The organism is Microbacterium galbinum (genome assembly GCF_023101185.1).
GTDB classification, from domain to species: domain Bacteria; phylum Actinomycetota; class Actinomycetes; order Actinomycetales; family Microbacteriaceae; genus Microbacterium; species Microbacterium galbinum.
Genome location: NZ_CP078077.1, coordinates 1,617,653 through 1,640,629 on the forward strand (window position 1 = coordinate 1,617,653; position 22,977 = coordinate 1,640,629).

Annotated in this window: 21 protein-coding genes; 12 read left to right on the forward strand and 9 right to left on the reverse strand. The window is 69.9% G+C overall.

What is annotated here, in order from left to right; genetic code table 11:
- Nucleotides 1–59 precede the first annotated feature (59 nt).
- Complete coding sequence (locus tag KV396_RS07995; RefSeq protein WP_247957462.1) at nucleotides 60–1,589, forward strand: SDR family NAD(P)-dependent oxidoreductase; 1,530 nt, start codon at nucleotides 60–62, stop codon at nucleotides 1,587–1,589.
- Between the two features lie 78 nt (nucleotides 1,590–1,667).
- Here KV396_RS07995 and KV396_RS08000 read toward each other — a convergent pair whose 3' ends face one another.
- Nucleotides 1,668–2,000 carry a winged helix-turn-helix transcriptional regulator gene (locus KV396_RS08000; protein WP_247623749.1) on the reverse strand — a complete coding sequence of 111 codons (333 nt, stop codon included), beginning with the start codon at nucleotides 1,998–2,000 and terminating at the stop codon, nucleotides 1,668–1,670.
- Between the two features lie 77 nt (nucleotides 2,001–2,077).
- Between KV396_RS08000 and KV396_RS08005 the strand changes: the two genes are divergently transcribed.
- Nucleotides 2,078–2,731 carry an FMN-dependent NADH-azoreductase gene (locus KV396_RS08005; RefSeq protein WP_247957463.1) on the forward strand — a complete coding sequence of 218 codons (654 nt, stop codon included), beginning with the start codon at nucleotides 2,078–2,080 and terminating at the stop codon, nucleotides 2,729–2,731.
- Nucleotides 2,732–2,979: 248 nt separating this feature from the next.
- On the opposite strand, the gene KV396_RS08010 is transcribed toward KV396_RS08005, so the two are convergent.
- From KV396_RS08010 to KV396_RS08025, 4 genes are all read right to left on the reverse strand, one after another.
- Nucleotides 2,980–3,804, reverse strand: a complete 825-nt coding sequence (locus tag KV396_RS08010) for a hypothetical protein (protein ID WP_247957464.1) — start codon at nucleotides 3,802–3,804, stop codon at nucleotides 2,980–2,982.
- 14 nt (nucleotides 3,805–3,818) lie between these two features.
- Nucleotides 3,819–4,304 (reverse strand): hypothetical protein, encoded by a 486-nt coding sequence (locus KV396_RS08015; RefSeq protein ID WP_247957465.1) that lies wholly within the window; start codon nucleotides 4,302–4,304, stop codon nucleotides 3,819–3,821.
- A 387-nt stretch (nucleotides 4,305–4,691) separates the two neighbouring features.
- Nucleotides 4,692–5,759, reverse strand: a complete 1,068-nt coding sequence (locus KV396_RS08020; RefSeq protein ID WP_282185383.1) for a sensor histidine kinase — start codon at nucleotides 5,757–5,759, stop codon at nucleotides 4,692–4,694.
- Nucleotides 5,760–5,769: 10 nt separating this feature from the next.
- Entirely contained in the window at nucleotides 5,770–6,519 is a 750-nt protein-coding gene (locus KV396_RS08025) for a response regulator transcription factor (RefSeq protein WP_247957467.1), read from the reverse strand.
- 88 nt (nucleotides 6,520–6,607) lie between these two features.
- On the opposite strand from KV396_RS08025, the gene KV396_RS08030 reads away from it, so the two are divergent.
- The 3 genes from KV396_RS08030 to KV396_RS08040 are packed head-to-tail and all read left to right on the forward strand — an operon-like array spanning nucleotide 6,608 to nucleotide 9,365.
- Nucleotides 6,608–7,294, forward strand: a complete 687-nt coding sequence (locus KV396_RS08030; protein WP_247957468.1) for a M15 family metallopeptidase — start codon at nucleotides 6,608–6,610, stop codon at nucleotides 7,292–7,294.
- Complete coding sequence (gene alr / locus KV396_RS08035) at nucleotides 7,291–8,409, forward strand: alanine racemase (RefSeq protein WP_247957469.1); 1,119 nt, start codon at nucleotides 7,291–7,293, stop codon at nucleotides 8,407–8,409. Before KV396_RS08030 ends, alr begins: the two co-directional genes overlap by 4 nt.
- Entirely contained in the window at nucleotides 8,406–9,365 is a 960-nt protein-coding gene (locus tag KV396_RS08040; RefSeq protein WP_247957470.1) for a D-alanine--D-alanine ligase family protein, read from the forward strand. Before alr ends, KV396_RS08040 begins: the two co-directional genes overlap by 4 nt.
- 18 nt (nucleotides 9,366–9,383) lie before the next feature.
- Here the strand turns inward: KV396_RS08040 and KV396_RS08045 are convergent, their stop codons facing one another.
- Nucleotides 9,384–11,918 (reverse strand): DEAD/DEAH box helicase, encoded by a 2,535-nt coding sequence (locus KV396_RS08045; RefSeq protein WP_247957471.1) that lies wholly within the window; start codon nucleotides 11,916–11,918, stop codon nucleotides 9,384–9,386.
- Between the two features lie 40 nt (nucleotides 11,919–11,958).
- Nucleotides 11,959–12,672, reverse strand: a complete 714-nt coding sequence (gene deoD, locus KV396_RS08050) for a purine-nucleoside phosphorylase (protein WP_247957472.1) — start codon at nucleotides 12,670–12,672, stop codon at nucleotides 11,959–11,961.
- Nucleotides 12,673–12,801: 129 nt separating this feature from the next.
- On the opposite strand from deoD, the gene putP reads away from it, so the two are divergent.
- Nucleotides 12,802–14,286, forward strand: coding sequence for a sodium/proline symporter PutP (gene putP / locus KV396_RS08055; protein ID WP_247957473.1), 1,485 nt, complete (start codon nucleotides 12,802–12,804; stop codon nucleotides 14,284–14,286).
- 1 nt (nucleotide 14,287) lies between these two features.
- Here putP and KV396_RS08060 read toward each other — a convergent pair whose 3' ends face one another.
- Both KV396_RS08060 and KV396_RS08065 read right to left on the reverse strand, forming a co-directional pair.
- A complete protein-coding gene (locus KV396_RS08060; protein WP_247957474.1) occupies nucleotides 14,288–14,956 on the reverse strand; it encodes a DNA alkylation repair protein in 669 nt (222 codons plus the stop codon).
- A gap of 55 nt (nucleotides 14,957–15,011) precedes the next feature.
- Nucleotides 15,012–16,049, reverse strand: a complete 1,038-nt coding sequence (locus KV396_RS08065; RefSeq protein ID WP_247957475.1) for an FUSC family protein — start codon at nucleotides 16,047–16,049, stop codon at nucleotides 15,012–15,014.
- A 111-nt stretch (nucleotides 16,050–16,160) separates the two neighbouring features.
- Here KV396_RS08065 and KV396_RS08070 point away from each other — a divergent pair, with 111 nt between their 5' ends.
- The 6 genes from KV396_RS08070 to KV396_RS08095 all read left to right on the forward strand — a co-directional run bounded on the left by KV396_RS08070 (nucleotide 16,161) and on the right by KV396_RS08095 (nucleotide 22,961).
- Nucleotides 16,161–17,216: a DUF998 domain-containing protein gene (locus KV396_RS08070; protein ID WP_247957476.1), complete on the forward strand. Its 1,056-nt coding sequence runs from the start codon at nucleotides 16,161–16,163 to the stop codon at nucleotides 17,214–17,216.
- 103 nt (nucleotides 17,217–17,319) lie between these two features.
- The gene (locus KV396_RS08075) at nucleotides 17,320–17,775 is read left to right on the forward strand and encodes an SRPBCC family protein (RefSeq protein WP_247957477.1); all 456 of its coding nucleotides are present in this window, start codon (nucleotides 17,320–17,322) and stop codon (nucleotides 17,773–17,775) included.
- Nucleotides 17,776–17,952: 177 nt separating this feature from the next.
- Complete coding sequence (locus KV396_RS08080; protein WP_247957478.1) at nucleotides 17,953–18,231, forward strand: hypothetical protein; 279 nt, start codon at nucleotides 17,953–17,955, stop codon at nucleotides 18,229–18,231.
- A gap of 89 nt (nucleotides 18,232–18,320) precedes the next feature.
- Nucleotides 18,321–21,227: a helix-turn-helix transcriptional regulator gene (locus KV396_RS08085; protein ID WP_247957479.1), complete on the forward strand. Its 2,907-nt coding sequence runs from the start codon at nucleotides 18,321–18,323 to the stop codon at nucleotides 21,225–21,227.
- A 234-nt stretch (nucleotides 21,228–21,461) separates the two neighbouring features.
- Complete coding sequence (locus tag KV396_RS08090) at nucleotides 21,462–21,665, forward strand: cold-shock protein (protein WP_247623732.1); 204 nt, start codon at nucleotides 21,462–21,464, stop codon at nucleotides 21,663–21,665.
- Nucleotides 21,666–21,932: 267 nt separating this feature from the next.
- Entirely contained in the window at nucleotides 21,933–22,961 is a 1,029-nt protein-coding gene (locus KV396_RS08095; protein ID WP_247623731.1) for an iron-siderophore ABC transporter substrate-binding protein, read from the forward strand.
- Nucleotides 22,962–22,977: the final 16 nt, after the last annotated feature.

Below are 22,977 nucleotides of genomic sequence, written 5' to 3' on the forward strand. Positions count from 1 at the left end.
GGTCGAGGGCTGCTCCCGCCCGCAGGGCACGCCCGGGTTTCTCGCGTAAAATCGGCACAATGACCGATGCGCCCCGCGACGACCCCAGCGATTCCGGCGACCTCGGCCCCGGCATCGATCCCGACGATCTCGCCACGACCCTGCGCGTGCTGAGCGAGCTGCACGAGATCGACAACGAGCACCCAGACTTCGTGGCCGTGCGCCACGCGACCGCCGCGATGTTCAAGGCCGTCAAGCGCGTGCGCCGCAAGGAGATCCGCGACGCCATCGCCGAGGCCGACAAGGCCGTCGTCGCCCGCACGGCGACCGGTGCCCCCGACCGCATCGATGACGAGACGCGCGGCAACGACCTCGCCACGAGCGTCGTCGACGCCCCCATCGCCGGCGAGCTGCTCAAGCCCCGCAACTGCTACATCTGCAAGCAGCCGTACACGCTGGTCGACGCGTTCTATCACCAGCTGTGCCCGGACTGCGCCCGCTTCAGCCACGGCAAGCGCAACGCCCGCACCGACCTCACCGGCAAGCGCGCACTGCTCACGGGCGGCCGCGCGAAGATCGGCATGCACATCGCGCTCCGGCTGCTGCGCGACGGCGCGCACACCACGATCACCACGCGCTTCCCGCGCGATGCCGTGCGCCGGTTCACCGCGCTGCCCGACTCCGCCGACTGGCTGCACCGCCTGCGCGTGGTCGGCATCGACCTGCGCGACCCCGCCCAGGTGATCGGCCTCGCCGACTCCGTCGCGGCCCAGGGCCCGCTCGACATCCTCATCAACAACGCCGCGCAGACCGTGCGCCGCTCGCCGGGTTCGTACTCGCTGCTGGCGGATGCCGAACTCCACCCGCTTCCCGACGGCCCGCTCCCCGAGATGGAGACCTTCGGGCACACCGCCGACCCGCACCCGCAGGCGCTGCAGGCATCCGTCGATGCCCACCCGCTGCTGTCGGTCGCGGCTCTCGGCGGAACCGTCGCCGAGCAGGGCGGCCAGGCGCTGACCGCCGAGGACCTCGCCCGCGTCGCGATGGCGCCCGGTTCGTCGTCGCTCGAGAAGCACGCCGACGGCACCGCGATCGACGCCGGCGGACTCGTGCCCGACGTCAACACCGTCAACAGCTGGGTGCAGTCGGTCGACCAGGTCGATCCGCTCGAGATGCTCGAGGTGCAGCTCGCCAACACGACCGCGCCGTTCCTGCTCATCAGTCGCCTGCGCGCGTCGATGGCGGCGTCGTCGGCGCACCGCAAGTACGTGGTGAACGTGTCGGCGATGGAGGGGCAGTTCTCGCGCCGGTACAAGGGTCCGGGGCATCCGCACACCAACATGGCCAAGGCCGCGCTCAACATGCTCACGCGCACCAGTGCGGGCGAGATGCTCGAGAAGGACGGCATCCTGATGACCGCCGTCGACACCGGCTGGATCACCGACGAGCGCCCGCACTACACGAAGGTGCGCCTCGCGGAGGAGGGCTTCCACGCCCCGCTCGACCTGGTCGACGGCGCCGCCCGCGTGTACGACCCGATCGTGCGCGGCGAGGCGGGCGACGACATCCACGGCGTCTTCCTCAAGGACTACGAGCCCAGCCCCTGGTGAGTCGCGCGCCGAGATCCGTCGCCGAGAAGTACGGATACTCTGGCGCAGCGGATGCCGTCGGGCGGGCGGATGCCGTCGTCAGCGGCGTACGAGGTTGGCGGATGCCCAGGTGCCGAGGTCGTCGAGGATCGGCAGCAGTCCCTCGCCGCCGGGTGTGAGTGCGTAGGAGACGGTGACCGGCGGGCCGGCGTCGACGGTGCGTGCGACGAGACCAGCGTCGGCGAGTTCGGCGAGGCGGTCGGAGAGCACGGTGTCGCTGATGCCCGCGACGGCGCGGCGCAGGGCGACGAACGTGGAGGGGCCGCCGCCGAGCGACGACACGATCATGCCGTTCCAGCGCTTTCCGAGCACGCTGAAGGCGAGTGTGACGGCGGCGTCGCACCGGTGCAGATCGTGCTCGATCTCGGCCATGCCCCCATTCTAGCGTGCTACGTTAACCGGTATCGCTAAGAAAAACCGAGCGACTACGAAAACGAGAGATGTCATCCATGTCCCTGTTCCGCCTCGATGCGAGCATCCTTCCCGCGTCGTCCGCCAGCCGGTCGCTCGCCGACCTCGTCGAAGCCGAGTGGACCGCGTCGCACCCCGATTCCCCCGTCACCCGGCGCGACCTCGCCGCCGACCCCGTGCCCGCGACCGCGTGGGCGGATGCCGTCACCGGCGGCTTCGTCGACGAGGCCCAGCGCACTCCCGGACAGGTCGAGGCCCGCGCCCTCGCGACCTCGTTCGCCGACGAGCTGATCGGCGCCGACGCGCTGCTCTTCGCGGTGCCGCTGTACAACTACGGCGTCTCGCAGCACTTCAAGACCTGGTTCGACGTGGCCTACACCGACCCGCGCATCGACCCGACCGGCACCGCGCTGCGCGGCAAGCCCGCCACCCTCGTCACGGTGCTCGGCGGCAACTACGCGCCCGGCACTCCCAAGGAGGGCTGGGACCACTCGACCGGCTGGCTGCGTCGCGTGCTCGAAGACGTGTGGGGCCTCGACCTGCGCGTCGTGGAGCGTCCGTTCACGCTCGTCGGTGTGAATCCCGCGCTCGACGCTTTCGCCGACACCGCGCGTGAACTCAAGGAGAACGCCGAGACGGATGCCCGCACCTACGGGCGCGAGATCGCGGCGCTGCGCGGCAACGTCGCCTGAGCCGGGGCGGGGCGGGGCGGCCGCGCGCTCGTCTGCACGGAGATGTCACGTCTGCACGGAGCATCCGGTGGTTTCGTCGTGCGGGTGTGATCGATCCGTGCAGATGAGACGGCGGGAGGCTCGGTACCGGGGGCCCCGAGGTCGTCGAAGGGCCCGCCGTCGTGTGCACGTGCAGGGAGGATGCACACGTGCAGGGAGGACCGGGGGGATTCTCCCTGCACGTGTGCATCGCACCTGCAGGTGCATGTTCAGCAGCCGGGGGCGGTGGGTTGTTCGGTGCAGGTGTGGGCGACGAGGGCGGTGTGGGCTTCGTAGATGCGGATCTGTTGGGTGGGTCCGGGGATGGTGAGGGTGCCGGTGAGGGGGATCCACCCGGTGCCGAGGTCGATCTCGGCGGTGTAGTGGATGGTGACGGTGGTGTCGTAGATGCCGCGGTCGGTGTAGCTGTGGCTCGTGGCGGTGGGGGTGAACTGGGGCTGGCCGAGGGCGTCCCAAGTGGCGCCGGGAGTGGTGGTGTGGACGGTGATGCCGTCGCCGTAGATGAAGTCGTAGCCGGCGGGGGTGAATCGGGCGGTGAGGGGTGCGCCGAAGAGGGTGCCGGTGCGGGTGTGCACGGATGCGGTCGTGACGAAGTTCGTGGGGAGTCCGGCGATGCCGACGTTGGAGGGGTCGGCGGTCGGCGTCGCGGTCGCCGGGGTGAGGGTGACGAGGTCGGTGATGGAGATCGTCGGGGCGGCGGGGGCGGATGCCGGGGCTGGAGCCGAGGGCTCGGTGCGGCGGCGGGGCTCGAGGCAGACGCGTGCGCGGCCGGCGTCGGCGCGGCAGCGTTCCAGCTCACTCGGGCCGGTGTCGACCGGGGCGCCCGAGGTTCCCGGAGTGCCGGAGTTGGAGGGGGACCAGGAGGAAGACGGGGAGCCGGGGGACTGCGCGGCGGGTTGAGTGCCGGTGACGGTTACTGAGGTGCCGTTGGTCGAGCCGCAGACTCCTGCATATGTCGCCTCGGCGGTGCACGTGTTCTGCGTCGAGACACCCGTGGCGACGCTCGTAACGAGTCCTGAAATGACAACGAGCACGGCAAGCCTTGAGGTCAACACGTCGGATCCTCGGGAAGTTCAGAGTTCGAGATCTGATATCTCCCATCGACAGACACGAAAGTCACTCGCAACAAGGAGGTCTCCGGGCGATCCTTCGGTGTGACGTCTGCGCCTTCGTCGGTGACCACTCGTGTGCGCGTCGCGTCGAGACAGACTGCGGCGACGACTGTGGTGGCGGCGGTGCTCAGATCTGCCGATTCGCCCGAGAACGAAGCCACCACGGAGGTTCCTTCCAGGTGAATCTTCCGTGCGCTGAAGAGGTTCAGAGTGTCAATATCCGCCTCTAAGGCTGAGCCGATCAGATAGTCCTGAGGGTCCGGAGTCGAGGCTCCAGCTATACGGGCAGTCACTGCCTCGTTGTACTCCCGGTACACCTCCTCCGCGGCCGCGAATGCCTCTTCCTCGCTGGCGAACGCCGGCGTCGGGGTGGGCGAAGGCTCCGGGGCGGGTGCGCAGCCGCTGAGGGCGGCGGCGACCACGGCGAGTGCGAGGGTGGCAGTGGGGTATCGAGTCGACATCACCGCCACAAAGTAGCCCGAATCTGAGCGCACCCGCGGGAGTTATCCACAGGTCGCCGTCGCGCATCGCGGGCGGGCCCTTCGACAGGCTCAGGGACCCAGTTCCGGTGCGGGGTGGGGCCTTTTGACAGGCTCTCAGGGGCCCAGTTGCGGTGGGGCGGGACCCTTCGACAGGCTCAGGGACCCAGTTGCGGTGGGGTGGGGCCCTTCGACAGGCTCAGGGACCCAGTTGCGGTGGGGTGGGACCCTTCGACGGGCTCGGGGACCCAGTTCCGGTGGGGTGGGGCCCTTCGACAGGCTCAGGGACCCAGTTGCGGTGGGGTGGGCCCTTCGTCTCGCTGCGCTCGCTCAGGGGCCGGCGGGCCGGGGCAGCCACACCGTCACGATGAGGCCGCCGTCGGGGCGCGGGGTGAGCACGAGACTCCCGTCGTGGGCCTGGGCGATCCGCTCGGCGATCGCGAGGCCGAGACCGACTCCGACATGGTCGTCGCCGCGGGCGCGCTCGGCACCCCGCTGGAACGGTTCGACGAGCACCTCCACGCGATCGGCCGAAACGACCGCCCCGGTGTTCTCGACCACGACCGCGAGCCCCTCGGGGAGGTCATGGGTGCGCACGGCGACGCGTCCGTCGAAGTCGAGGTTGTGCACGATCGCGTTGTGCACGAGGTTCGTCACCAGCTGCTGCAGCAGCGCCCCCGACCCCGAGACGACCGCGGGAACCCCACCGACCTCGACCGTGACCCCGCGGCGGTCGGCCAACGGCAGCAGGGCCTCGACCGCCTCTTCCGACACGAGCGACAGATCGACGGGCTCATGCGTGAACGTCCGCCGGTCGGCACGGCTCAGCAGCAGCAGCGCCTCGGTCAGTTCGATCGCCCGGACGTTGACCTCGTCCAGCCGCGAGATCAGGGCGTCGACGTCGCGATCGGGGTCGGTGCGGGCGACTTCGAGCAGCGTCTGCGAGATCGCCAGAGGGGTGCGCAGTTCGTGCGAAGCGTTCGCGGCGAATCGGCGCTCCTCCTCGACATGGGCCTCGATCCGTTCGAGCATCGCGTCGAACACGTCGGCCAGGTCGCGGAACTCATCGGCCGGCCCCTCCAACCGCACCCGATGCGACAGCGACCCCTGGGCGGCGAGCTGAGCGGCGGCGCCTATGCGCGACAGCGGCGCGAGCATCCGTCCGGCCAGCAGCCATCCGCCGGCGAGCCCGACGGCGATCAATCCGATCATCGCCCAGGTCGCGAACGGGGTGAACGCGCGGATCAGGTCGGAGCGATTCGGCACGAAGAATCCCGCATCGATGTTCTGATCCGGCACGTACCGCAGCAGCCACAACCACACGACCGCCAGCAGCACGAAACCCGCCAGCGCGACGACCCCGGCGTAGCTGATCGCGAGTCGCAGACGTGCGCTCATCCCGCGGTGTCTAAGCATCGGCATCCGCCCTGGCATCCGCCCCGGCATCCGCCGCGGAACCCCCGGCATCCGATACCGCACCCCCGGCATCCGCCGCCGCATCCGTCGCGATCCGATACCCGACGCCCGGCACCGTCACGATCACCCAGGGTTCCCCGAGCCGCTTGCGCAGCGATGACACGGTGATGCGCACGGCGTTGGTGAAGGGGTCGGCGTTCTCGTCCCAGGCGCGCTCCAGCAACTCCTCGGCGCTCACCACCCCTCCCGCCGCGTCGACGAGCACCTCGAGCACCGCGAACTGCTTGCGGGTGAGGGCGACGTACCGCTCGTCGCGGAAGACCTCGCGGCGGAACGGGTCGAGCCGCAGCCCCGCGACCTCGAGCACCGGCGGCCGGGCGCGCTCGCGGCGCCGCCCCAGCGCACGCAGGCGCAGCACGAGTTCGCGCAGTTCGAAGGGCTTCGTGAGGTAGTCGTCGGCGCCGAGCTCGAACCCCGAGGCCTTGTCGTCGAGGCGGTCGGCGGCGGTGAGCATGATGATCGGGATGCCGCTGCCCGACGCGACGATCGCGCGGGCGATGTCGTCGCCCGACGGGTCGGGGATGTCGCGATCGAGCACCGCGATGTCGTAGGAGTTGATGTCGAGCAGCTCCAACGCGACGTGCCCGTCGCCCGCGATGTCGGCGGCGATCGCCTCGAGCCGCAGCCCGTCGCGGACGGCCTCGGCGAGGTAGGGCTCGTCCTCGACGATCAGCACACGCATGGCTGCGATCCTACGCACCCGCGCATATCGGGAGCATATGCAGAACCGCATACGCCACGGCAACAGCCCGGCGACTGCACTGGGGGTTATGAACAGCACCACCTCCACCGCCCGCCGAGCGCGGCGGATCGTCTGGTCGGCGATCACACTGATCGTCGCCGTCATCGCCGCCTTCGCCGTGCAGCAGTCGCTCGCCGCAGCGGATGCCGTGCTCTCGCACAGCTTCACCGCCGGCCCCGGATCCGACGCCTCCACCGACGACAGCGCCGCCGAGACCTCGGCGGGTGCCGCCTCGATCCCGCCGGGAGGATCGGTGCTCGCCCCGAGCGACGCCGACGGTGTGATCCGCGACGGCGACCAGCCGACGGTCTTCGACACCGACCGCGTGGCCGTCGGCAACCTCGACCCGGCGCTGCTCGACGCGCTGCAGCGCGCGGCATCCGACGCCGACGTCCCCTTCCTCGTCAACAGCGGCTGGCGCTCGGCGGCCCTGCAGCAGCACATGCTCGACCAGGCCGTGATCAGCTACGGATCGGCCGAGGAGGCGGCGCGCTGGGTCGCGACGCCCGAGACCTCGCTGCACGTGTCGGGCGAGGCTGTCGACCTCGGCGGTCTTCCGACCCTCGACTGGCTCGCCCAGCACGGCGCCGGCTACGGCCTCTGCCAGATCTACGCGAACGAGTCGTGGCACTACGAACTCCGGCCGGATGCCGTCACTCAGGGCTGCCCCGAGATGTACGCCGACCCGACCGAAGACCCGCGGATGCAGCGATGAGCGCCGTCATCGAGGGGGTCGCGCTCTCGCGGCTGCACGCGCCGACGCTCACCGTCCTGCCGACGGGCGTCGCCGCGAACGTCGCGCGGGTGCGCGCCTCGACGGGCGCCGCCGTCATGGCGGTCGTCAAGGCCGACGGCTACGGCCTCGGGGCCGTGCCGATCGCGCGTGCCGCGGTCACCGCCGGGGCGACCTGGCTGGGAGTGACGGATGCCGCCGACGCCGTCGAGCTGCGTGAGGCCGGGCTCACGGAGCCGATCCTCGCGTGGCTGAATCCCTCGGGCGTCGATGCGCGGCTCGCGCACGAGCATCGCGTCGACATCGCGGTGGGATCGGTCGAGGAGCTGCGACAGCTGGCCGCGGATGCCGCCGCTCCCGTGCGCGTGCACCTGCATCTCGACACCGGGATGGCCCGCGGCGGATGCCCGGCCGAGGACTGGGCCGAACTGCTGCGGGTCGCGCGGTCGGCCCGCGGACGGATCGAGGTCACAGGTGTCATGGGGCATCTGCCGCGGGCCGACGCCGGCGACCCGTGCGCGAACGCGGCGGCGGTGCGGCGATTGCGCCAGGGGAGGGATGCCGTGCTGCGCGCCGGCTTCGGGCCGCTGACCGTGCACCTCGCCGCGACCGCCGGGGCGCTCACCGACCCCGCCACCCACTTCGACCTCGTGCGGATCGGAGCCGGCCTCGTGGGGATCGATCCCTCCGAGACCACGGCGCTCGCCGGGGCCGCACGGTGGACGGCATCCGTCGTGCACAGCGCGCGCGTGCCGGCCGGAACCCCGGTCGGGTACGGCGGAGACCACGTCGCGGAGCGCGCGACGCACCTGAGCGTGATCGGCGTCGGATACGCCGATGGGGTGCCCCGCGAGCTGTCGCCGGCGGCGGGTGTCGCGATCGAGGGGGCGCGGCATCCGATCGTCGGACGGGTGTCGATGGATCAGATCGTCGTCGACACGGGAGGCACCGCGGTTCCGCGCGGTGCGGAGGCGGTGCTGCTCGGGCCGGAGGGCGGTGCGGTGCCGTCGCTGCAGGACTGGGCGCGCTGGGCCGGAACGATCCCGCACACCATCCTCACGGGAATCGGCCCCCGCGTGCAGAGGAGCATCGCATGACCGTGCACGTGCTGGTGATCGGGGGAGGGCAGAACGCCGAGCACGAGGTGTCGCTCGCCTCGGCGGCCGCGGTCGCGGCGGCCCTGCGGATGGGGGACCACACGGTGACCTGCGTCACGATCGACCGGGAGGGGATCTGGCGGGCCGACGGCATCCGGGCGGGAGCGTCGGCGGCGGAGTCGCTGGCGCTCGCGATGCCGCTGATCGCGCAGGCCGATGTCGTGTTCCCTGCGGTGCACGGAGCGCCGGGCGAGGACGGCGCGCTCGCAGCGCTCTGCGCGCTCGCCGGAGTACGCGTGGTCGGCTCGGGGGTACGCGCCGGCGCGCTCGGGATGGACAAGTGGGCGACGAAGGTGGTGGCGGATGCCGTCGGCATCCGGACGGCGCGGGGACGCGTGATCTCGGCCGAGGACATCGGCGACGTGGAGTTCGGCGGTGCCGTCGTCGTCAAGCCGGTCTCGGCCGGATCGAGTCACGGGGTCGCGTTCGTGCGCGAGGAGGCCGAACTGCTTCCCGCGCTGCGCGCGGCGGCGCGACTCGACCGGCGCATCCTCGTGGAGGAGGTCGTGCGCGGACGCGAGATCGACGTCGCCGTGCTGTGCGAGACGGGCGGAATCCGCTGGGCGGCACCGCCGCTCGAGATCCATGCCGAGGGGCTGTTCGACACGGCGACGAAGTACGACGGAACCGCGCGCTTCACGGTGCCGGCGCAGCTCACGTCCGACGAGTCGGCGGGCCTCAAGCGAGCCGCGCTGGCGATGTTCGACGCGCTCGGATGCGGGGGCCTGGCCCGCATGGACTTCTTCCTCACCGACGAGGGGCCGGTGTTCAATGAGGTCAACACCATGCCCGGGCTCACCGCCGCCTCGCAGGCGCCGCGCATGTTCGCCGCCGCTGGGGTGGCGTATCCCGACCTGGTGGCGCGGCTCGTGAAGGGGGCTCGGGTGCCGCGCTGACTCGCTCCCCGTGGCCGACTAGAGCCGGTCGACCGCCGTGACCGTCACGATCGCTTCCCCGGCCTCATCGGATGCCGCGAGGTCGACGGTCGCCGAGATGCCCCAGTCGTGGTCGCCGGCCGGGTCGTCGAAGATCTGGCGCGCCGTCCACGTCGTCTCGCCGGGGGTCAGGATCAGCAGCGCGGAGCTGCGCGCATCCGCCCCGGTGAGGATCTGGTCGTGCTCGGCGAAGTAGCCGTCGAGGGCGTCGTTCCAGGCATCCGCTCCGAAGGCGGGATCGAGTTCGGCGAGGGCGTCGACGTCTTCACGTGCGGCGAGCTGCACCCGGCGGAACAGCTCGTTGCGCACGAGGGTGCGGAACGCGCGCACGTTGCTCGTCAGGCGCTTCGGTGCGGGCGGCACGATCTCGTCGGGGGAATCGACGCGTCCGTTGTCGATGCCGGCCCGCAGCTCTTCCCACTCGTCGAGCAGGCTCGAGTCGACCTGGCGCACGAGTTCACCCAGCCACTCGATCAGGTCGCGGAGGTCTTCGGTCTTGAGCTCTTCGGGGATGGTCTGGGACGCCGCGCGGTAGGCATCCGACAGGTAGCGCAGCACCACGCCCTCCGAGCGCGCGATCTTGTAGAAGGCGACATATTCCCCGAACGACATGGCGCGCTCGTACATGTCGCGCACGACCGACTTCGGGTGCAGTTCGAAGTCGCGGATCCACGGCTGCGCGGCGCTGAAGGTCTCGAACGCGGCGGTCAGCAGCTCGTCGAGCGGCTTCGGGTAGGTGACCTGCTCGAGCAGCTCCATGCGCTCGTCGTACTCGATGCCCTCGGACTTCATCGCCGCGACCGCCTCGCCGCGAGCCTGGAACTCCTGCTGGCTCAGCACGGCGCGCGGATCGTCGAGAGTGGCCTCGACGATCGAGATCATGTCGAGGGCGTAGCTGGGGGACTCCTCGCCGAGAAGCTCGAACGCCGCGAGGGCGAACGGAGACAGCGGCTGGTTGAGGGCGAAGTTCGGCTGCAGATCGACCGTGAGTCGCACTTCGTCTCGTCGCTGCGCTCCTCGCTCAGCAACCGGGCCTTGTGGGACCTGCTCCACCACTCCGGATTCGAGCAGGGTGCGGTAGATGCCGATCGCCCGCAGGGCGAGTTCGCGCTGGCGTGCGCGCGGCTCGTGATTGTCGTATACCAGCGCGCGCATATTGCCGAACACGTCGCCTCCGCGGCCGATGACGTTCAGCATCATCGCGCTGGTGATCTGCATGTGCGAGGTGAGCGTCTCGGGTGTCGCATCGATGAGCTTGCGGAACGAGGGCTCGCCCCACGACACGAAGCCGTCGGGCGCCTTCTTGCGGATGATCTTGCGCTTCTTCTTCGGGTCGTCGCCCGCCTTGCGGATGGCGGCGAGGTTCTCGCTCTCGTGCTCGGGCGCCTGCGCGACCACGGTTCCGGCGGTGTCGTAGCCCGCACGACCCGCGCGGCCGGCGATCTGATGGAACTCGCGGGCGTTGAGCTGCCGCATCCTCGTTCCGTCGAACTTGGTCAGTGCGGTGAGCAGCACCGTGCGGATCGGCACGTTGATCCCGACGCCGAGCGTGTCGGTTCCGCAGATCACGCGCAGCAGACCGCGCTGCGCGAGCTGCTCGACGAGACGACGGTACTTGGGCAGCATCCCCGCGTGGTGCACGCCGATCCCCGCCCGCAGGAAGCGCGAGAGCGTCTTGCCGAACGCCGTCGTGAAGCGGAACGCACCGATCAGATCCGCGATCGCGTCGCGCTGCTCGCGGGTGGCGACCTTCGTGCTCGACAGCGCCTGTGCCCGCTCCATCGCCGCGGCCTGCGAGAAGTGCACGACGTACACCGGTGCCTGGTTGGTGTTCAGCAGTTCCTCGATCGTCTCGTGGATCGGGGTCTGCTCGTAGAAGAAGTGCAGGGGCACCGGGCGCTCGACACCCGTCACCGTCGCCGTGTCGCGGCCCGTGCGCCGGGTCAGGTCGGACGCGAGCGCGGTCACGTCACCGAGCGTGGCCGACATCAGGATGAACTGCGCCTGCGGCAGCTCGAGCAGCGGCACCTGCCAGGCCCATCCGCGGTCGGGGTCGCCGTAGAAGTGGAACTCGTCCATCACGACCTGGCCGACCTCGGCATCCGTCCCCTGCCGCAGCGAGAGGTTCGCGAGGATCTCGGCGGTGCAGCAGATGATCGGAGCATCCGCGTTGACCGAGGAATCACCCGTGACCATGCCGACGTTCTCGGCGCCGAATACCTCGACCAGTGCGAAGAACTTTTCGCTCACCAGGGCTTTGATCGGCGCGGTGTAGTAACTGCGGCGTCCGTCGAGCAAGGCGGCGAAGTGCGCGCCGATCGCGACGAGCGACTTCCCGGTGCCGGTCGGGGTCGACAGGATGAGGTTGTTGCCCGACACGATCTCGATGATCGCCTCGTCCTGCGCGGGGTAGAGGGTCAGGCCGGTCGACTCGGCCCATTCGACGAACGCCGTGTAGACGGCATCCGCATCGGATCCGTCGGGAAGGGTGGCCGGGTCGAGGAGGGATGCCATGGTGCTTCGATCATCCCATCCGGCGCGGGCGGTCGATGCCTCAGACCGAGGTCGCGGCGCGCAGCGCGATGCGGATCATGTCGCCGAAGGTCTGCTCGCGCTCCTGCGCCGTGGTCTCCTCGCCCGTGACGATGTGGTCGGAGACCGTGCAGATCGCGAGCGCGCGGCGGCCGTGGAAGGCGGCGAGCGTGTAGAGGCCCGCGGCCTCCATCTCGACGCCGAGGATGCCGTGCTTCACGAAGGGCTCCGTGAGTTCGGGACGCGTGCTGTAGAACTGGTCGCTCGAGAACAGCTGGCCCACGTGCACGGCCGAATCGAGTTCTTCGCTCTCGCTCGCCTCGACCGCCGCGCGCAGCAGGGCGAAGTCGGCGACGGGGGCGTAGTCGAGCCCGTGGAAGCGCACCCGGTTGATGCCCGAGTCGGTGCTCGCGGCGTTCGCGATGATGATGTCGCGCACCTTGAGCTTCTCGGTCAGCGCACCGCACGAGCCCACGCGCACGATCGTCTGCACGTCGTACGAGTCGAACAGCTCGTTCGCGTAGATCGCCATCGAGGGCTGGCCCATGCCCGAACCCTGCACCGAGACGCGGTGACCCTGCCAGGTACCGGTGAAACCGAGCATCCCGCGGGTCTCGGAGTACAGCTCGGCGTCATCCAGGAAGGTCTCGGCGATCCACTTGGCCCGCAGCGGGTCGCCGGGGAAGAGGACGATGGGGGCGATCTGACCGGGCTCCGCCGCGATGTGGGTGCTCATCATTCCAATGTACTGATGCTCCTTGTGTGCAGAACTGGCGGGTCGCGTCCTCGTTTGACATCATCGGAGCGCGACGCGGCGACGATGCCGGGTCGTGATGCGGCTCACGACGCCGCCGAAAGGGAGACCATGTCAGACCAGATCTTCACGTTCGCCGCTCTCGCGCTGTACTTCGCCGGGATGCTCCTCATCGGATGGTTCGCGTTCCGCCGCACCTCCGACCACGAGGACTACATGCTCGGCGGGCGCAACCTGCCGCCGTGGGTCGCGGCGCTCAGCGCCGGAGCGTCCGACATGTCGGGGTGGCTCGTGATGGGTCTGCCCGGTGCGATCTACGTCTCCGGCCTGATCGAGGCGTGGATCGCCATCGGCCTGACGATCGGCGCGTACCTGAACTGGCTGCTCGTCGCTCCGCGCCTCCGCGCGTACACGGAGGTCTCGCGCAACTCGATCACGGTTCCGAGCTTCTTCGAGAACCGGCTGCGCGACGGCACGCGCCTGTTGCGCATCATCTCCGGTGTCGTCATCCTCGTGTTCTTCACGCTCTACATCTCGTCGGGAATGGTCGCCGGAGGCGTGTTCTTCGAGAGCTCCTTCCAGGGCGACTACCTCGTCGGGATGCTCCTCGTCACCGGGGTCACCCTCGCGTACACGCTGTTCGGCGGTTTCCTCGGGGCATCCCTCACCGACGTCGTGCAGGGCCTGATGATGGTGATCGCGTTGATCGTGGTGCCCGTCGCGGCCATCGTGGCGATCGGCGGATTCGCGGAGACGGGCGACCTGATCGCCGAGGTCGCCCCCGATCACCTCTCGCTGCTGTCGGGCACGGCTCTCACGGGCGGCACCCTGCTGGCGATCGTCTCGGCCCTCGCCTGGGGCCTCGGCTACTTCGGTCAGCCGCACATCATCGTGCGCTTCATGGCGCTGCGCTCGCCGCAGGAAGCCAAGAGCGCCCGCCGTATCGGCATCTCGTGGATGGTGCTCTCCCTCGGCGGCGCCGTGTTCTCGGGCCTGGTCGGCATCGCGTTCATCGCCCAGCGCGGCATCGATCTCGCCAACCCCGAGACCGTCGTACTGCTCATGTCGCAGACGCTGCTGCATCCCTTCGTCGCCGGTCTCGTGCTCGCGGCCGTGCTCGCCGCCATCATGAGCACGGTCTCGAGCCAGCTGATCGTGAGTTCGTCGGCCCTGGTCGAAGACATCTACAGGGTGTTCCGCAAGACGCCGCCGTCGAGCAAGACGCTCGTGCTGCTGGGGCGCATCGGCGTGCTGGGTGTGACCGTCGTCGCGGCCGTGCTCGCGGTCACGCCGAACGACACGATCCTCGGCCTCGTCTCGTTCGCCTGGGCGGGCTTCGGTGCGGCGTTCGGCCCGATCATCCTGCTCAGCCTCTTCTGGCGACGGCTCACCAACTGGGGTGCGCTCGCGGGCATGGTCGTCGGCGCGGCGACCGTGTTCCTGTGGAAGCCGCTGAACACGGGGCTCTACGAGCTGCTCCCGGCCTTCGTCTTCGCGCTGATCGCCGCTGTGGTGGTGAGCCTGCTCACGTATCGTGCGAACGCCGAGATCGACGAGGAATTCGCCGAAGCCGGCGCCATGGTGGCCGCGAAGTAGCTCAGCCCTCGGCTCGCCGCACCATCTCGCCGATCCAGATCGGGGCGAACGGAGAGGTGCAGCCGGGTGCCGTCGGGTAGTCGGCGAGCACCTGCAGGCGGTCGCCGATCGCGAGGGCGCGCTCGCGCAGATCCGGATGATGGATGCCGATCTGCGCGAGCGTCTCGTTCATCGACCATTGCGGCCGTGCCGGGGCATCCTTCATCTGCGCCTCGATCAGGTCGAGCAGACGGTCGAGGTCGAGACCGTCGGCGTCCTTGACGACCCGCACCGAGGTGAGCGACCAGGCCGCCGCAGCGACCGTCGGATCGGCGTCGTCGAACCAACGCAGGCGCATCTCCTCGGCGAGCGGGGTCTTCTTGGCGACGTAGTTCACGAACCAGTCGTTGACCTTCGGCGGATCGGTCTCGCGCAGCATGGCGTCGAGTTCGTCGGCGCTGAAGTCCTTCGGGCGGCAGACGAGGAGGGCGAGCAGGCGGGCGGGCGTCTCGCCCGTCGCCCACAGCTCCTGCGCGAGCGGGTGGTCGACCTTGATGGTCTTCGCCAGCGCGCGCAGGCGGCTCAGGTTCATGCCGTGGTCGTCGCCGCGCTTCTCGTTGGCCGCGCGCATCTTCGGGTCTTCGAGGGCGGCGAGTTCGGCGAGTGCCCGGTCGAGGGTGACGTCGCTCATGGGACCAGAGTAGGCCGCCCGGCCGACATTCCGACGTGCGGATGCCGCCGCCGGATCACTCGTCGTCGACGAGCTCGCCGCGGATACGGCGGAGATCCTCCATGAGCGATCCGATGAGGATCCAGTGCTGGCTCGACGGCGGCCGGATCACGAGCGGCGCGGTGAGGGCCGGGATGGCGGAGGTCAGCGTCTCGGGTTCGGGGGCGACATCGGCGATCTGCACGGCGAGGCGCACGTCGTGCCCGGCTCGTCGAAGTTGCTCGGCGATGGCGATCACCGCGGGTTCCTCGCCGATCGAGTCGTCGTAGTGGTCGGCGTAGGCGCGGGTCATCCCGATCACCTGCGTGACGATCGGCGACAGCCGTTCGAGCAGCGCGCGCATCTCCCGCAGATCTGCGCGGTGCGTGGATCTGCGCGGGTTGAGGGTGAGCGATTCCTCGCCCGCGGCGATCGCGGCATCCGCGGCATCCTTCATCGGGCGCAGCAGGCGGGCCTCGAGCATCAGCTCCTGCATCCGTGCCGGGGGTTGCGGGTTCGGGAGAGCGTCGGCCAGCCGGTCGAGGCTCGCCGCGAGCTCGGCACCGAGCAGGCCGAGGTGGTGACGCGCGGGGGCCACGAGCACGGGCGGCACGATCAGGGCGTTCACGACGATGCCGATCGCGACGCCGATGAGCGTCTCGATGATGCGGGCGAACGCGTACTCTGGGCTCGACGAGCCCAGGGCGAGCACGAGCATGGCCGAGATCGCGACCTGGTTGCCGGTGCCGGGGGAGGCGCGAAAGATCCAGGCCACGAGCATCGCGACGACGATCGCGAGCAGCACGATCCAGCTCGGGGACCCGAGGAGCAGACCCAGGCCCATCGCGATCACGACGCCCGCGATCACCCCGATGCTGCGCTCGAGGGCCTTCGAGAGCGACTGGTTGACGCTCGGCTGCACGACGAGGAGGGCGGCGATCGCGGCGAACACGGGCAGCTGAGAGGGGAAGACCCATCCGGCGACGAGCCAGGCGGCGATGGTCGCCGCCGCGGATTTCACGACCTGCAGCAGCGGGGATCGCTGGCTGGCGCGGATCGCGGCGGGAATGCGCATGTCCCCACGGTAGTCCCGGAGCACCGCTTCTCGCGGTGTGCGCGGGAACGGGTGGATGCTTCGACCAATTGCTGATATACCGGCGTAACCAGTTAGTGGTTCGATGTACCCATGGACCAGGGACAACGGCTGCGCGGCGAGACCGTCGCGGTCTGGGCCACGGTCGTCTGCTTCGTGCTCGGCACCTCCGCCGGCTTCCTGCTGCTGGGCCCCGAGCCTCGGATGCTCATCGGCTCCGGCTCCCTGGCGCTTCCCGCCGCCTCCGCCGCCGGTGTCATCGCCGGCGGCGCCTTCGTCGTGAGCACGCTCCGGCATCGTCGGAACGAGACCGCACCCATGCCGCGCTGGCAGCGCATCATCACCGATATCTCGGCGATCGCCCTCACCGTCGCCTTCGCCGGTGTCGCGGGCATGGGCGTGCTCCTCGGCACCCAGGTGCTGGCGATCGGGCTGCAGGGCCTCGAGCTGACCCTCGTCGGCGGCGCCCTCGTCACCGGGTTCGCCGCGGCCGTGGGCGGACGATTCGCCTTCGCGGCGGGCATCGGGCTGCGAACAGCCGACCTGTCGAGCATCCTGTTCGGCTATCTGGTGATCGGCACCCTCTTCGCGATGGTGACCGCCGCAGACCCCCGATGGTGGGAGATCAACTTCTCGCAGCTCGGCATGGGCGACGACGCCTGGGCGTTCAACGGCACCCTGGTCGTCGCCGGTGCGCTGGTCGGCACGGTCGGTGCGTACATCGGCCGCGACCTGCACCGCATCCTCGGAGACCCGGCGCTCGGACGCATCGCGGTCACCTCGGGACTGTGGATCGTCACCGGGTTCGCGCTCGCCGGGGTGGGCCTGCTGCCGCTGCACCGCTTCCCCGAGGCGCACAACATCGTGGCGCCCATCACGCTCCTGTTCTTCGCTGCGTCGATGACCGTGACGGCGATCGTCGTGCCCGGGGCGCCGCGCGCACTGAGCATCACCACGATCGGGGTGGGGGCGCTGGTCACGGTCGCGTTCGTGCTGTTCGCGGTGTTCGGTCTCATCACGATGACCGCGCTCGAGGCGATGGCCGTCGGTCTCGGGCTGCTCTGGATGACGACCCTCGTGCGCGTGCTCGCGATCCTCTCGCCCGACGTGCCGCGTCCGTCGGCGCGCGCGCACCTGCTGCACGCCTGACCCGGGCGCCGAGCGTCCGCCTTCGAACGGGTGCTGTCAACCCCGTCGTCTCGATCGGCGATGCCGTGCTGAATAGGACTCCGACTTACAAGGAGGAATCACCATGGCGCAGATCATCGAGACCATCGACGTGGACGTCCCCGTCACCACCGCCTACAACCAGTGGACGCAGTTCGAGAGCTTCCCGCAGTTCCTGTCGGAGGTCGAGTCGATCACCCAGATCGACGACACCCACAACCGCTGGAAGGTCAAGGTCGGCGGTGTCGAGCGCGAGTTCGACGCCGAGATCACCGAGCAGCACCCCGACGAGCGCGTCGCGTGGAACAGCATCGGCGGCGACACCGAGCACGCGGGTGTCGTGACCTTCCACAAGCTCTCCGACATCAAGACACGGGTCACCGTTCAGATCGACTGGGAGCCCGAGGGCTTCGTCGAGAAGGTCGGCTCTCTCGTGGGAGCCGGATCGCACGCCGTGAAGAAGGACCTCGAGAACTTCAAGGAGTTCATCGAGACGCGCGGCGCCGAGACCGGCGAGTGGCGGGGCGACGTCGACGCCTGACGTACGCGGGCTCGATCGCCGAGCCACCCCTCTGCAGTCCAGCCACCCCCTTCTGCCCCGTGCAGGAGGGGGTGGCTGGCGCATAAGGGGGTGGGTCGGCCGAAGATAGGGAATCCGTCCGATGTCGGGAGGGGGCCTCAGAGCGTTGTCTAGGGATATCGACAACGAGGAGGCCTCATGTACGAGCAGACCTATTCGCACCAGGTGGTCACTGCATTCGAGCAGCAGCAGCGGGAGCAGGCGATCGAACGGCGCCGGTCGATCCGCGAGCACGCCGACCAGATCGTGCCGCGGCCGGTGGGAGTGATCGGGCGGATGCTGGGGCGTCGGGCGAGCGCACTTCCTGTCGTGCGTGGCCGGCGTCGGGCGCCCGCCCCGCAGGGCTCGACGACGGATGCAGCGCCCGCACGCAGCCGCGCCGCCGGTGTGACGCGCGAGCCGGTCGCGGCCCGGTGAATCCGGTCGTCGCACTGCGCCGAGACCGGCCCGGCGCCGGTGATCGGGCGAGCCCGGCGGATGTCGGAGGGGAGTGGCACGATGAAGGCATGTCCTCCTTCGCGCCGAGCTCCGCGATGGTCGGGCGCGAAGCCGAGATCGGCCTCGTGCGCCGGCTCTTCGAGGGTGCGGCCGACGGGGTCCCGGTCGGTGTGCTGATCGACGGCGAGGCCGGTATCGGCAAGTCGCGGCTGCTGCGCGAGTTCGCGACCGAGGTCTCGACGCGCGCCGACGTGCACGTGGGCTGGTGCCTCGATCTCGGCGCGGCCCGCACCGCCTACGGCCCGCTCACGGCGATCCTGCGCTCGATCGTGGGGCATCTGGGTGCCGAACGCGTGCGCGAGGCCGTCGGCGTCGGTGCCGAGGCACTCGGCATGCTGCTGCCCGAACTCGTCGACGAGCCCGCCGACCGGGCGCGCACGAGCCCCGACCGCCTGCGCGACGCGATCGCCACGCTCATCGAGACCGCGGCCGAGGCGGCCCCGCAGGTGCTCGTGATCGAAGACCTGCACTGGGCCGACGAGTCGACACTCGCGCTCCTCTCCTTCCTGCTGCGCACCCTCGCGCGGGGCCGGGTGCTCCTGCTGCTCAGCTGCCGCAGCGACGACGTGCGCCGGGGTGATGCCGTGAGCCGGTTCATCGTCGAGGCGACGCGGTCCCGCCTGATCGAGCGGGTGACTCTGCCGCGGCTCGACGGCGACGCCGTGCGCGCCCTGGCCGAGCAGCTCACCGGCCGCTCGGTCTCCGACGGCGCTCTCGCCCGCATGCAGGAGCGCGCCGAGGGAGTGCCGTTCTTCGTCGAGGAGATCGCCGACTGCACGACGGGTCCGCTGCCCGACGGCCTGCGCGACGTGCTCCTCACCCGCTTCGACCGCCTCGGCGACGACGCGCAGCGGGTGGTGCAGGTCGCCTCGGGAGCCGAGCGCCCCCTCTCGCACCCGCTGCTGTCGACGCTGGCGGGGCTGCCCGAGGATCGGCTCGACGAGGCGATCCGTGAGGCGGCGCGCGGCGGCATCCTGGTGATCGATTCCGACCTCTACCGGTTCCGGCACGCGCTGCTGCGCGAGGCCGTGCACGACGACCTCCTGCCCGGAGAGCGGTCTCGGCTGCACCGCGCCTACGCCGAGGCGCTCGAGGCGCAGCGCGACGGAACCGACGGCGTCGACACCGCCTCGCTCGCACATCACTGGCATCTCGCGCAGGACGAACCGCGGGCGCTCCTCGCCTCGATCGACGCGATGCGCGATGCGAAGGGGCGCTTCGCGTTCGCGGCCGCCGCGCGCTTCGGCGAGCTCGCGCTCGAGATCTGGCCGAGCGTGCCCGACGCCGCGACCGTCGCCGGGCTCTCGCACGTCGACCTATTGCAGACGCTCGGATCCGTGCTCCGCAACGCCGGTGACGGCGAACGCGCACTCGCCGTGATCAGCGCCGCACTCGACGAGATCGACCCCGAGACGGTCGCGCCGAGGCTCCATGCCCGTCTGCTGCGCGACAAGGCCCAGTACCTCGCCAACCTTGGCCGCCCCGGGGCGATCCCGCTCACCGAGCAGGCACTCGACCTCGCGGCGCGGGTCGGCGACGACGCGCTGCACGCCACCGTTCTCAACCAGCTCGCCAGCCGCTACATGGTCGCCGGGCGACTGCACGATGCGCTCCGCGTCGCCGACGAGGCCGAGCGGATCGCGAGCCGTGCGGGCGACCGCGATCAGATGTCGATCGCGGCGAACGTGCACGGCGTCTCACTCGCACACCTGGGCGACATCACGGGCGGCATCCTGGAGTTCGACCGCGCGCGCGACCTCGCCCGCAGCTCCAACGCCGACCTGCGCTACCGCGTCAACTACTCCGACGCCCTCACCCTGCTCGGTCGCTACGGCGAGGCGGTGCTCATCGCCGAAGAAGGCCTCGCCCTCGCGCGATCGCTCGGTGTCGGTCGCAGCTCGGGCTCGATCATGATGCAGAACATGTCGGTCGCGCTGTTCGAACGCGGCGAGATCGAGCGGGTCGACGAGATGATGTCGCGCGATCACCGGCAGGGAGCGCTGCGGGTCTTCCGCATGTACTCGAGCATGACGCGGGTGCGCGCACTCGCCTGGCGCGGGCGGTCGACCGAGGCCGCCGACATGCTGCGCGAATGGCGCCCGGCCTTCGTCGAGACCGGGCAGACCGAGCGGCAGATCTGGTACGACCTCATCACGATGACCGTCGCCGTGGCCGAGAGCGCGGGCGACCTGCGCGGTGCGCTCGCCGAGATCGTCGCGATGCTCGACGACGACGGCCCCGTGCTGCTGCACCAGAGGCGGCTGCTGCTGCAGGCGGCGGCGATCATCGCCGATCTGCGCGCCGAGGGCGACGACACCGCTGCGGTGTCGGAACGGGTGGCGGATGCCTGGGCGGCGCAGCCCGCTCAGCTGCTCGCCGACTCGTGGTCGCCGATCGTCGAAGCGCTGCTGTCGCCGTCCGACCCCGCGTTGCAGCGAGCGATCGACCTGGCCGAGGGAGACGACGTGCCCGTGGTGTTCCGCGTCATCACCCGTCTCGAGCGAGCGCGACTGCTGCTGCGCACGGGCGACCGAACGGCGGCGGGGACCCTGCTGGCCGAAGCCGCGACGATTGCGCGGACGCTCGGCCACGCCCGCCTCACGACCACGGTCACGACCTTCGCGCACGCGGCGGGGCTCTCGCTCGATCCGGTGCGCGGTGACAGCGCGGCGACGGCATCCGCGTCCGATCCCGACGCGCTCACCGCCCGCGAACGGCAGGTGCTCGACCTCCTGGCCGAGGGGCTGAGCAACCGCCAGATCGGCGAGCAGCTCTTCATCAGCGTCAAGACGGTGAGCGTGCACGTCTCGGCCGTGCTGCGCAAGCTCGGCGTCAGCACCCGCACCGAGGCGGCCATCGCGGCGGGTGCGCGCATGCCCGCCCAGGTGAACTCCCGACCGGGCGTGATACGGTGACCTTGCTCCTCCTTCCGGGGGATCGTTCATCACCGGCCCGCGAATCTCCACGAGACGTGTGCGGCCCTCTACACGGATCCGACTTCTGCGCCGATCGGTTCGGCACGGATTCCGAAAAACCTTCATCTCACGCCTCCTCGCCGGAGAGCGTCACCCTGTACCCATCGGATGCTCCGGTGCGGTGCTGCGGCCGTGTACAACAGCGGCCACATCAAAAAAGAAAGAAGAAAACACATGGCCACTGGCACTGTGAAATGGTTCAACGCGGAAAAGGGCTTCGGCTTCATCGCTCCCGATGACGGCACCGACGACCTGTTCGCCCACTACTCGGCGATCACCGGAAGCGGCTTCAAGGAGCTGCGCGAGAACCAGAAGGTCGAATTCGACGCTGAGCGCGGCCCCAAGGGCATGCAGGCTGCGAACATTCGCCCCCTCTGATCCCTCGTGATCGTATGAGGCCGGTCGGCTCCTTCGGGAGCCGGCCGGCTTCTTCGTTTCCGGGGTGAGGCCCTTCGTCTCGCTCCGCTCGCTCAGGAACCGGATCCGGCTCCGCTCGCTCAGGAACCGGCTCGGGGACCACTGGAATACGGGTAACGATGCGGCCACCCGAATTGAGGTTCGCCTTACTTCAGGTTACATTAGGTCAGCCTTACCAAACCGGCGCGACTCTGCGCCTCACCCCTCCTCAACCCGAAGGGATCTGCTGTGCGCACTTCTCGTCTCCTCGCCGTCGGTGCCGCCGCGGCACTCGCGCTGAGCCTCACGGCCTGCGCGACGTCCGCCTCCGAGAGCGGTTCGGATGCCGGCGCCAACCCGGCCTCCGACGACGCCTTCCCCGTGACGATCGAGCACGTCTACGGCGAGACCACGATCGAGTCCAAGCCCGAGCGCGTGGCGACGGTCGCCTGGGCGAACCACGAGGTGCCGCTGGCGCTCGGCATCGTGCCGGTCGGTTTCAGCAAGGCCAGCTGGGGCGACGACGACGACAACGGCATCCTGCCCTGGGTCGAGGAGAAGCTCGACGAGCTCGGCGGCGAAGAGCCGGTGCTCTTCGACGAGGCCGACGGCATCGACTACGAGGCCGTCGCCGACACGAACCCCGACGTCATCCTCGCCTCGTACTCCGGCCTGACGCAGGAGGAGTACGACACCCTCTCCAAGATCGCTCCGGTCGTCGCCTACCCCGAGATCGCCTGGGGCACCCCGGTCGACGAGATGATCGAGATGAACTCGAAGGCCCTCGGCCTCGAGGAGGAGGGTCAGGCCCTCATCGACGACCTCCACGCCGACGCCGATGCAGCGCTCGAGGAGAACAGCGTCCTCAAGGACAAGAAGGTGCTCTTCGCCTTCTTCGACCCGACCGACCTGAGCCAGATCGGCTACTACACGGCCGTCGACACGCGCCCCGGCTACCTGCACGACGACCTCGGTCTGCCGTTCCCCTCGATCGTCGAGGAGTCCGCCGACAGCAAGGAGTTCTACCTGTCGGTGAGCGCCGAGGACGCCGCGAAGTTCGACGACGTCGACGTGATCGCCACCTACGGCGACGAGTCGCTCATCGCGACCCTGCAGGCCGACCCGCTGCTGTCGAAGATCCCGGCCATCGCCGAGGGACGCATCGCGATCCTCCCCGACGCCACCCCGATCGCGGCATCCGCCAACCCGTCGCCGCTGTCGATTCCGTGGGGTCTCAGCGACTACCTCGCCCTGCTGGCCGCGCCGCTCGCTCAGTAATCGATCAGTCCGCTCG

Coding starts and splice junctions, on each gene's coding strand:
- KV396_RS07995 (WP_247957462.1), top strand. CDS start 60: ATGACCGATGCGCCCCGCGACGACCCCAGCGATTCCGGCGACCTCGGC.
- KV396_RS08000 (WP_247623749.1), bottom strand. CDS start 2,000: ATGGCCGAGATCGAGCACGATCTGCACCGGTGCGACGCCGCCGTCACA.
- KV396_RS08005 (WP_247957463.1), top strand. CDS start 2,078: ATGTCCCTGTTCCGCCTCGATGCGAGCATCCTTCCCGCGTCGTCCGCC.
- KV396_RS08020 (WP_282185383.1), bottom strand. CDS start 5,759: ATGAGCGCACGTCTGCGACTCGCGATCAGCTACGCCGGGGTCGTCGCG.
- KV396_RS08025 (WP_247957467.1), bottom strand. CDS start 6,519: ATGCGTGTGCTGATCGTCGAGGACGAGCCCTACCTCGCCGAGGCCGTC.
- KV396_RS08030 (WP_247957468.1), top strand. CDS start 6,608: ATGAACAGCACCACCTCCACCGCCCGCCGAGCGCGGCGGATCGTCTGG.
- alr (WP_247957469.1), top strand. CDS start 7,291: ATGAGCGCCGTCATCGAGGGGGTCGCGCTCTCGCGGCTGCACGCGCCG.
- KV396_RS08040 (WP_247957470.1), top strand. CDS start 8,406: ATGACCGTGCACGTGCTGGTGATCGGGGGAGGGCAGAACGCCGAGCAC.
- KV396_RS08045 (WP_247957471.1), bottom strand. CDS start 11,918: ATGGCATCCCTCCTCGACCCGGCCACCCTTCCCGACGGATCCGATGCG.
- deoD (WP_247957472.1), bottom strand. CDS start 12,672: ATGAGCACCCACATCGCGGCGGAGCCCGGTCAGATCGCCCCCATCGTC.
- putP (WP_247957473.1), top strand. CDS start 12,802: ATGTCAGACCAGATCTTCACGTTCGCCGCTCTCGCGCTGTACTTCGCC.
- KV396_RS08060 (WP_247957474.1), bottom strand. CDS start 14,956: ATGAGCGACGTCACCCTCGACCGGGCACTCGCCGAACTCGCCGCCCTC.
- KV396_RS08065 (WP_247957475.1), bottom strand. CDS start 16,049: ATGCGCATTCCCGCCGCGATCCGCGCCAGCCAGCGATCCCCGCTGCTG.
- KV396_RS08070 (WP_247957476.1), top strand. CDS start 16,161: ATGGACCAGGGACAACGGCTGCGCGGCGAGACCGTCGCGGTCTGGGCC.
- KV396_RS08075 (WP_247957477.1), top strand. CDS start 17,320: ATGGCGCAGATCATCGAGACCATCGACGTGGACGTCCCCGTCACCACC.
- KV396_RS08080 (WP_247957478.1), top strand. CDS start 17,953: ATGTACGAGCAGACCTATTCGCACCAGGTGGTCACTGCATTCGAGCAG.
- KV396_RS08085 (WP_247957479.1), top strand. CDS start 18,321: ATGTCCTCCTTCGCGCCGAGCTCCGCGATGGTCGGGCGCGAAGCCGAG.
- KV396_RS08090 (WP_247623732.1), top strand. CDS start 21,462: ATGGCCACTGGCACTGTGAAATGGTTCAACGCGGAAAAGGGCTTCGGC.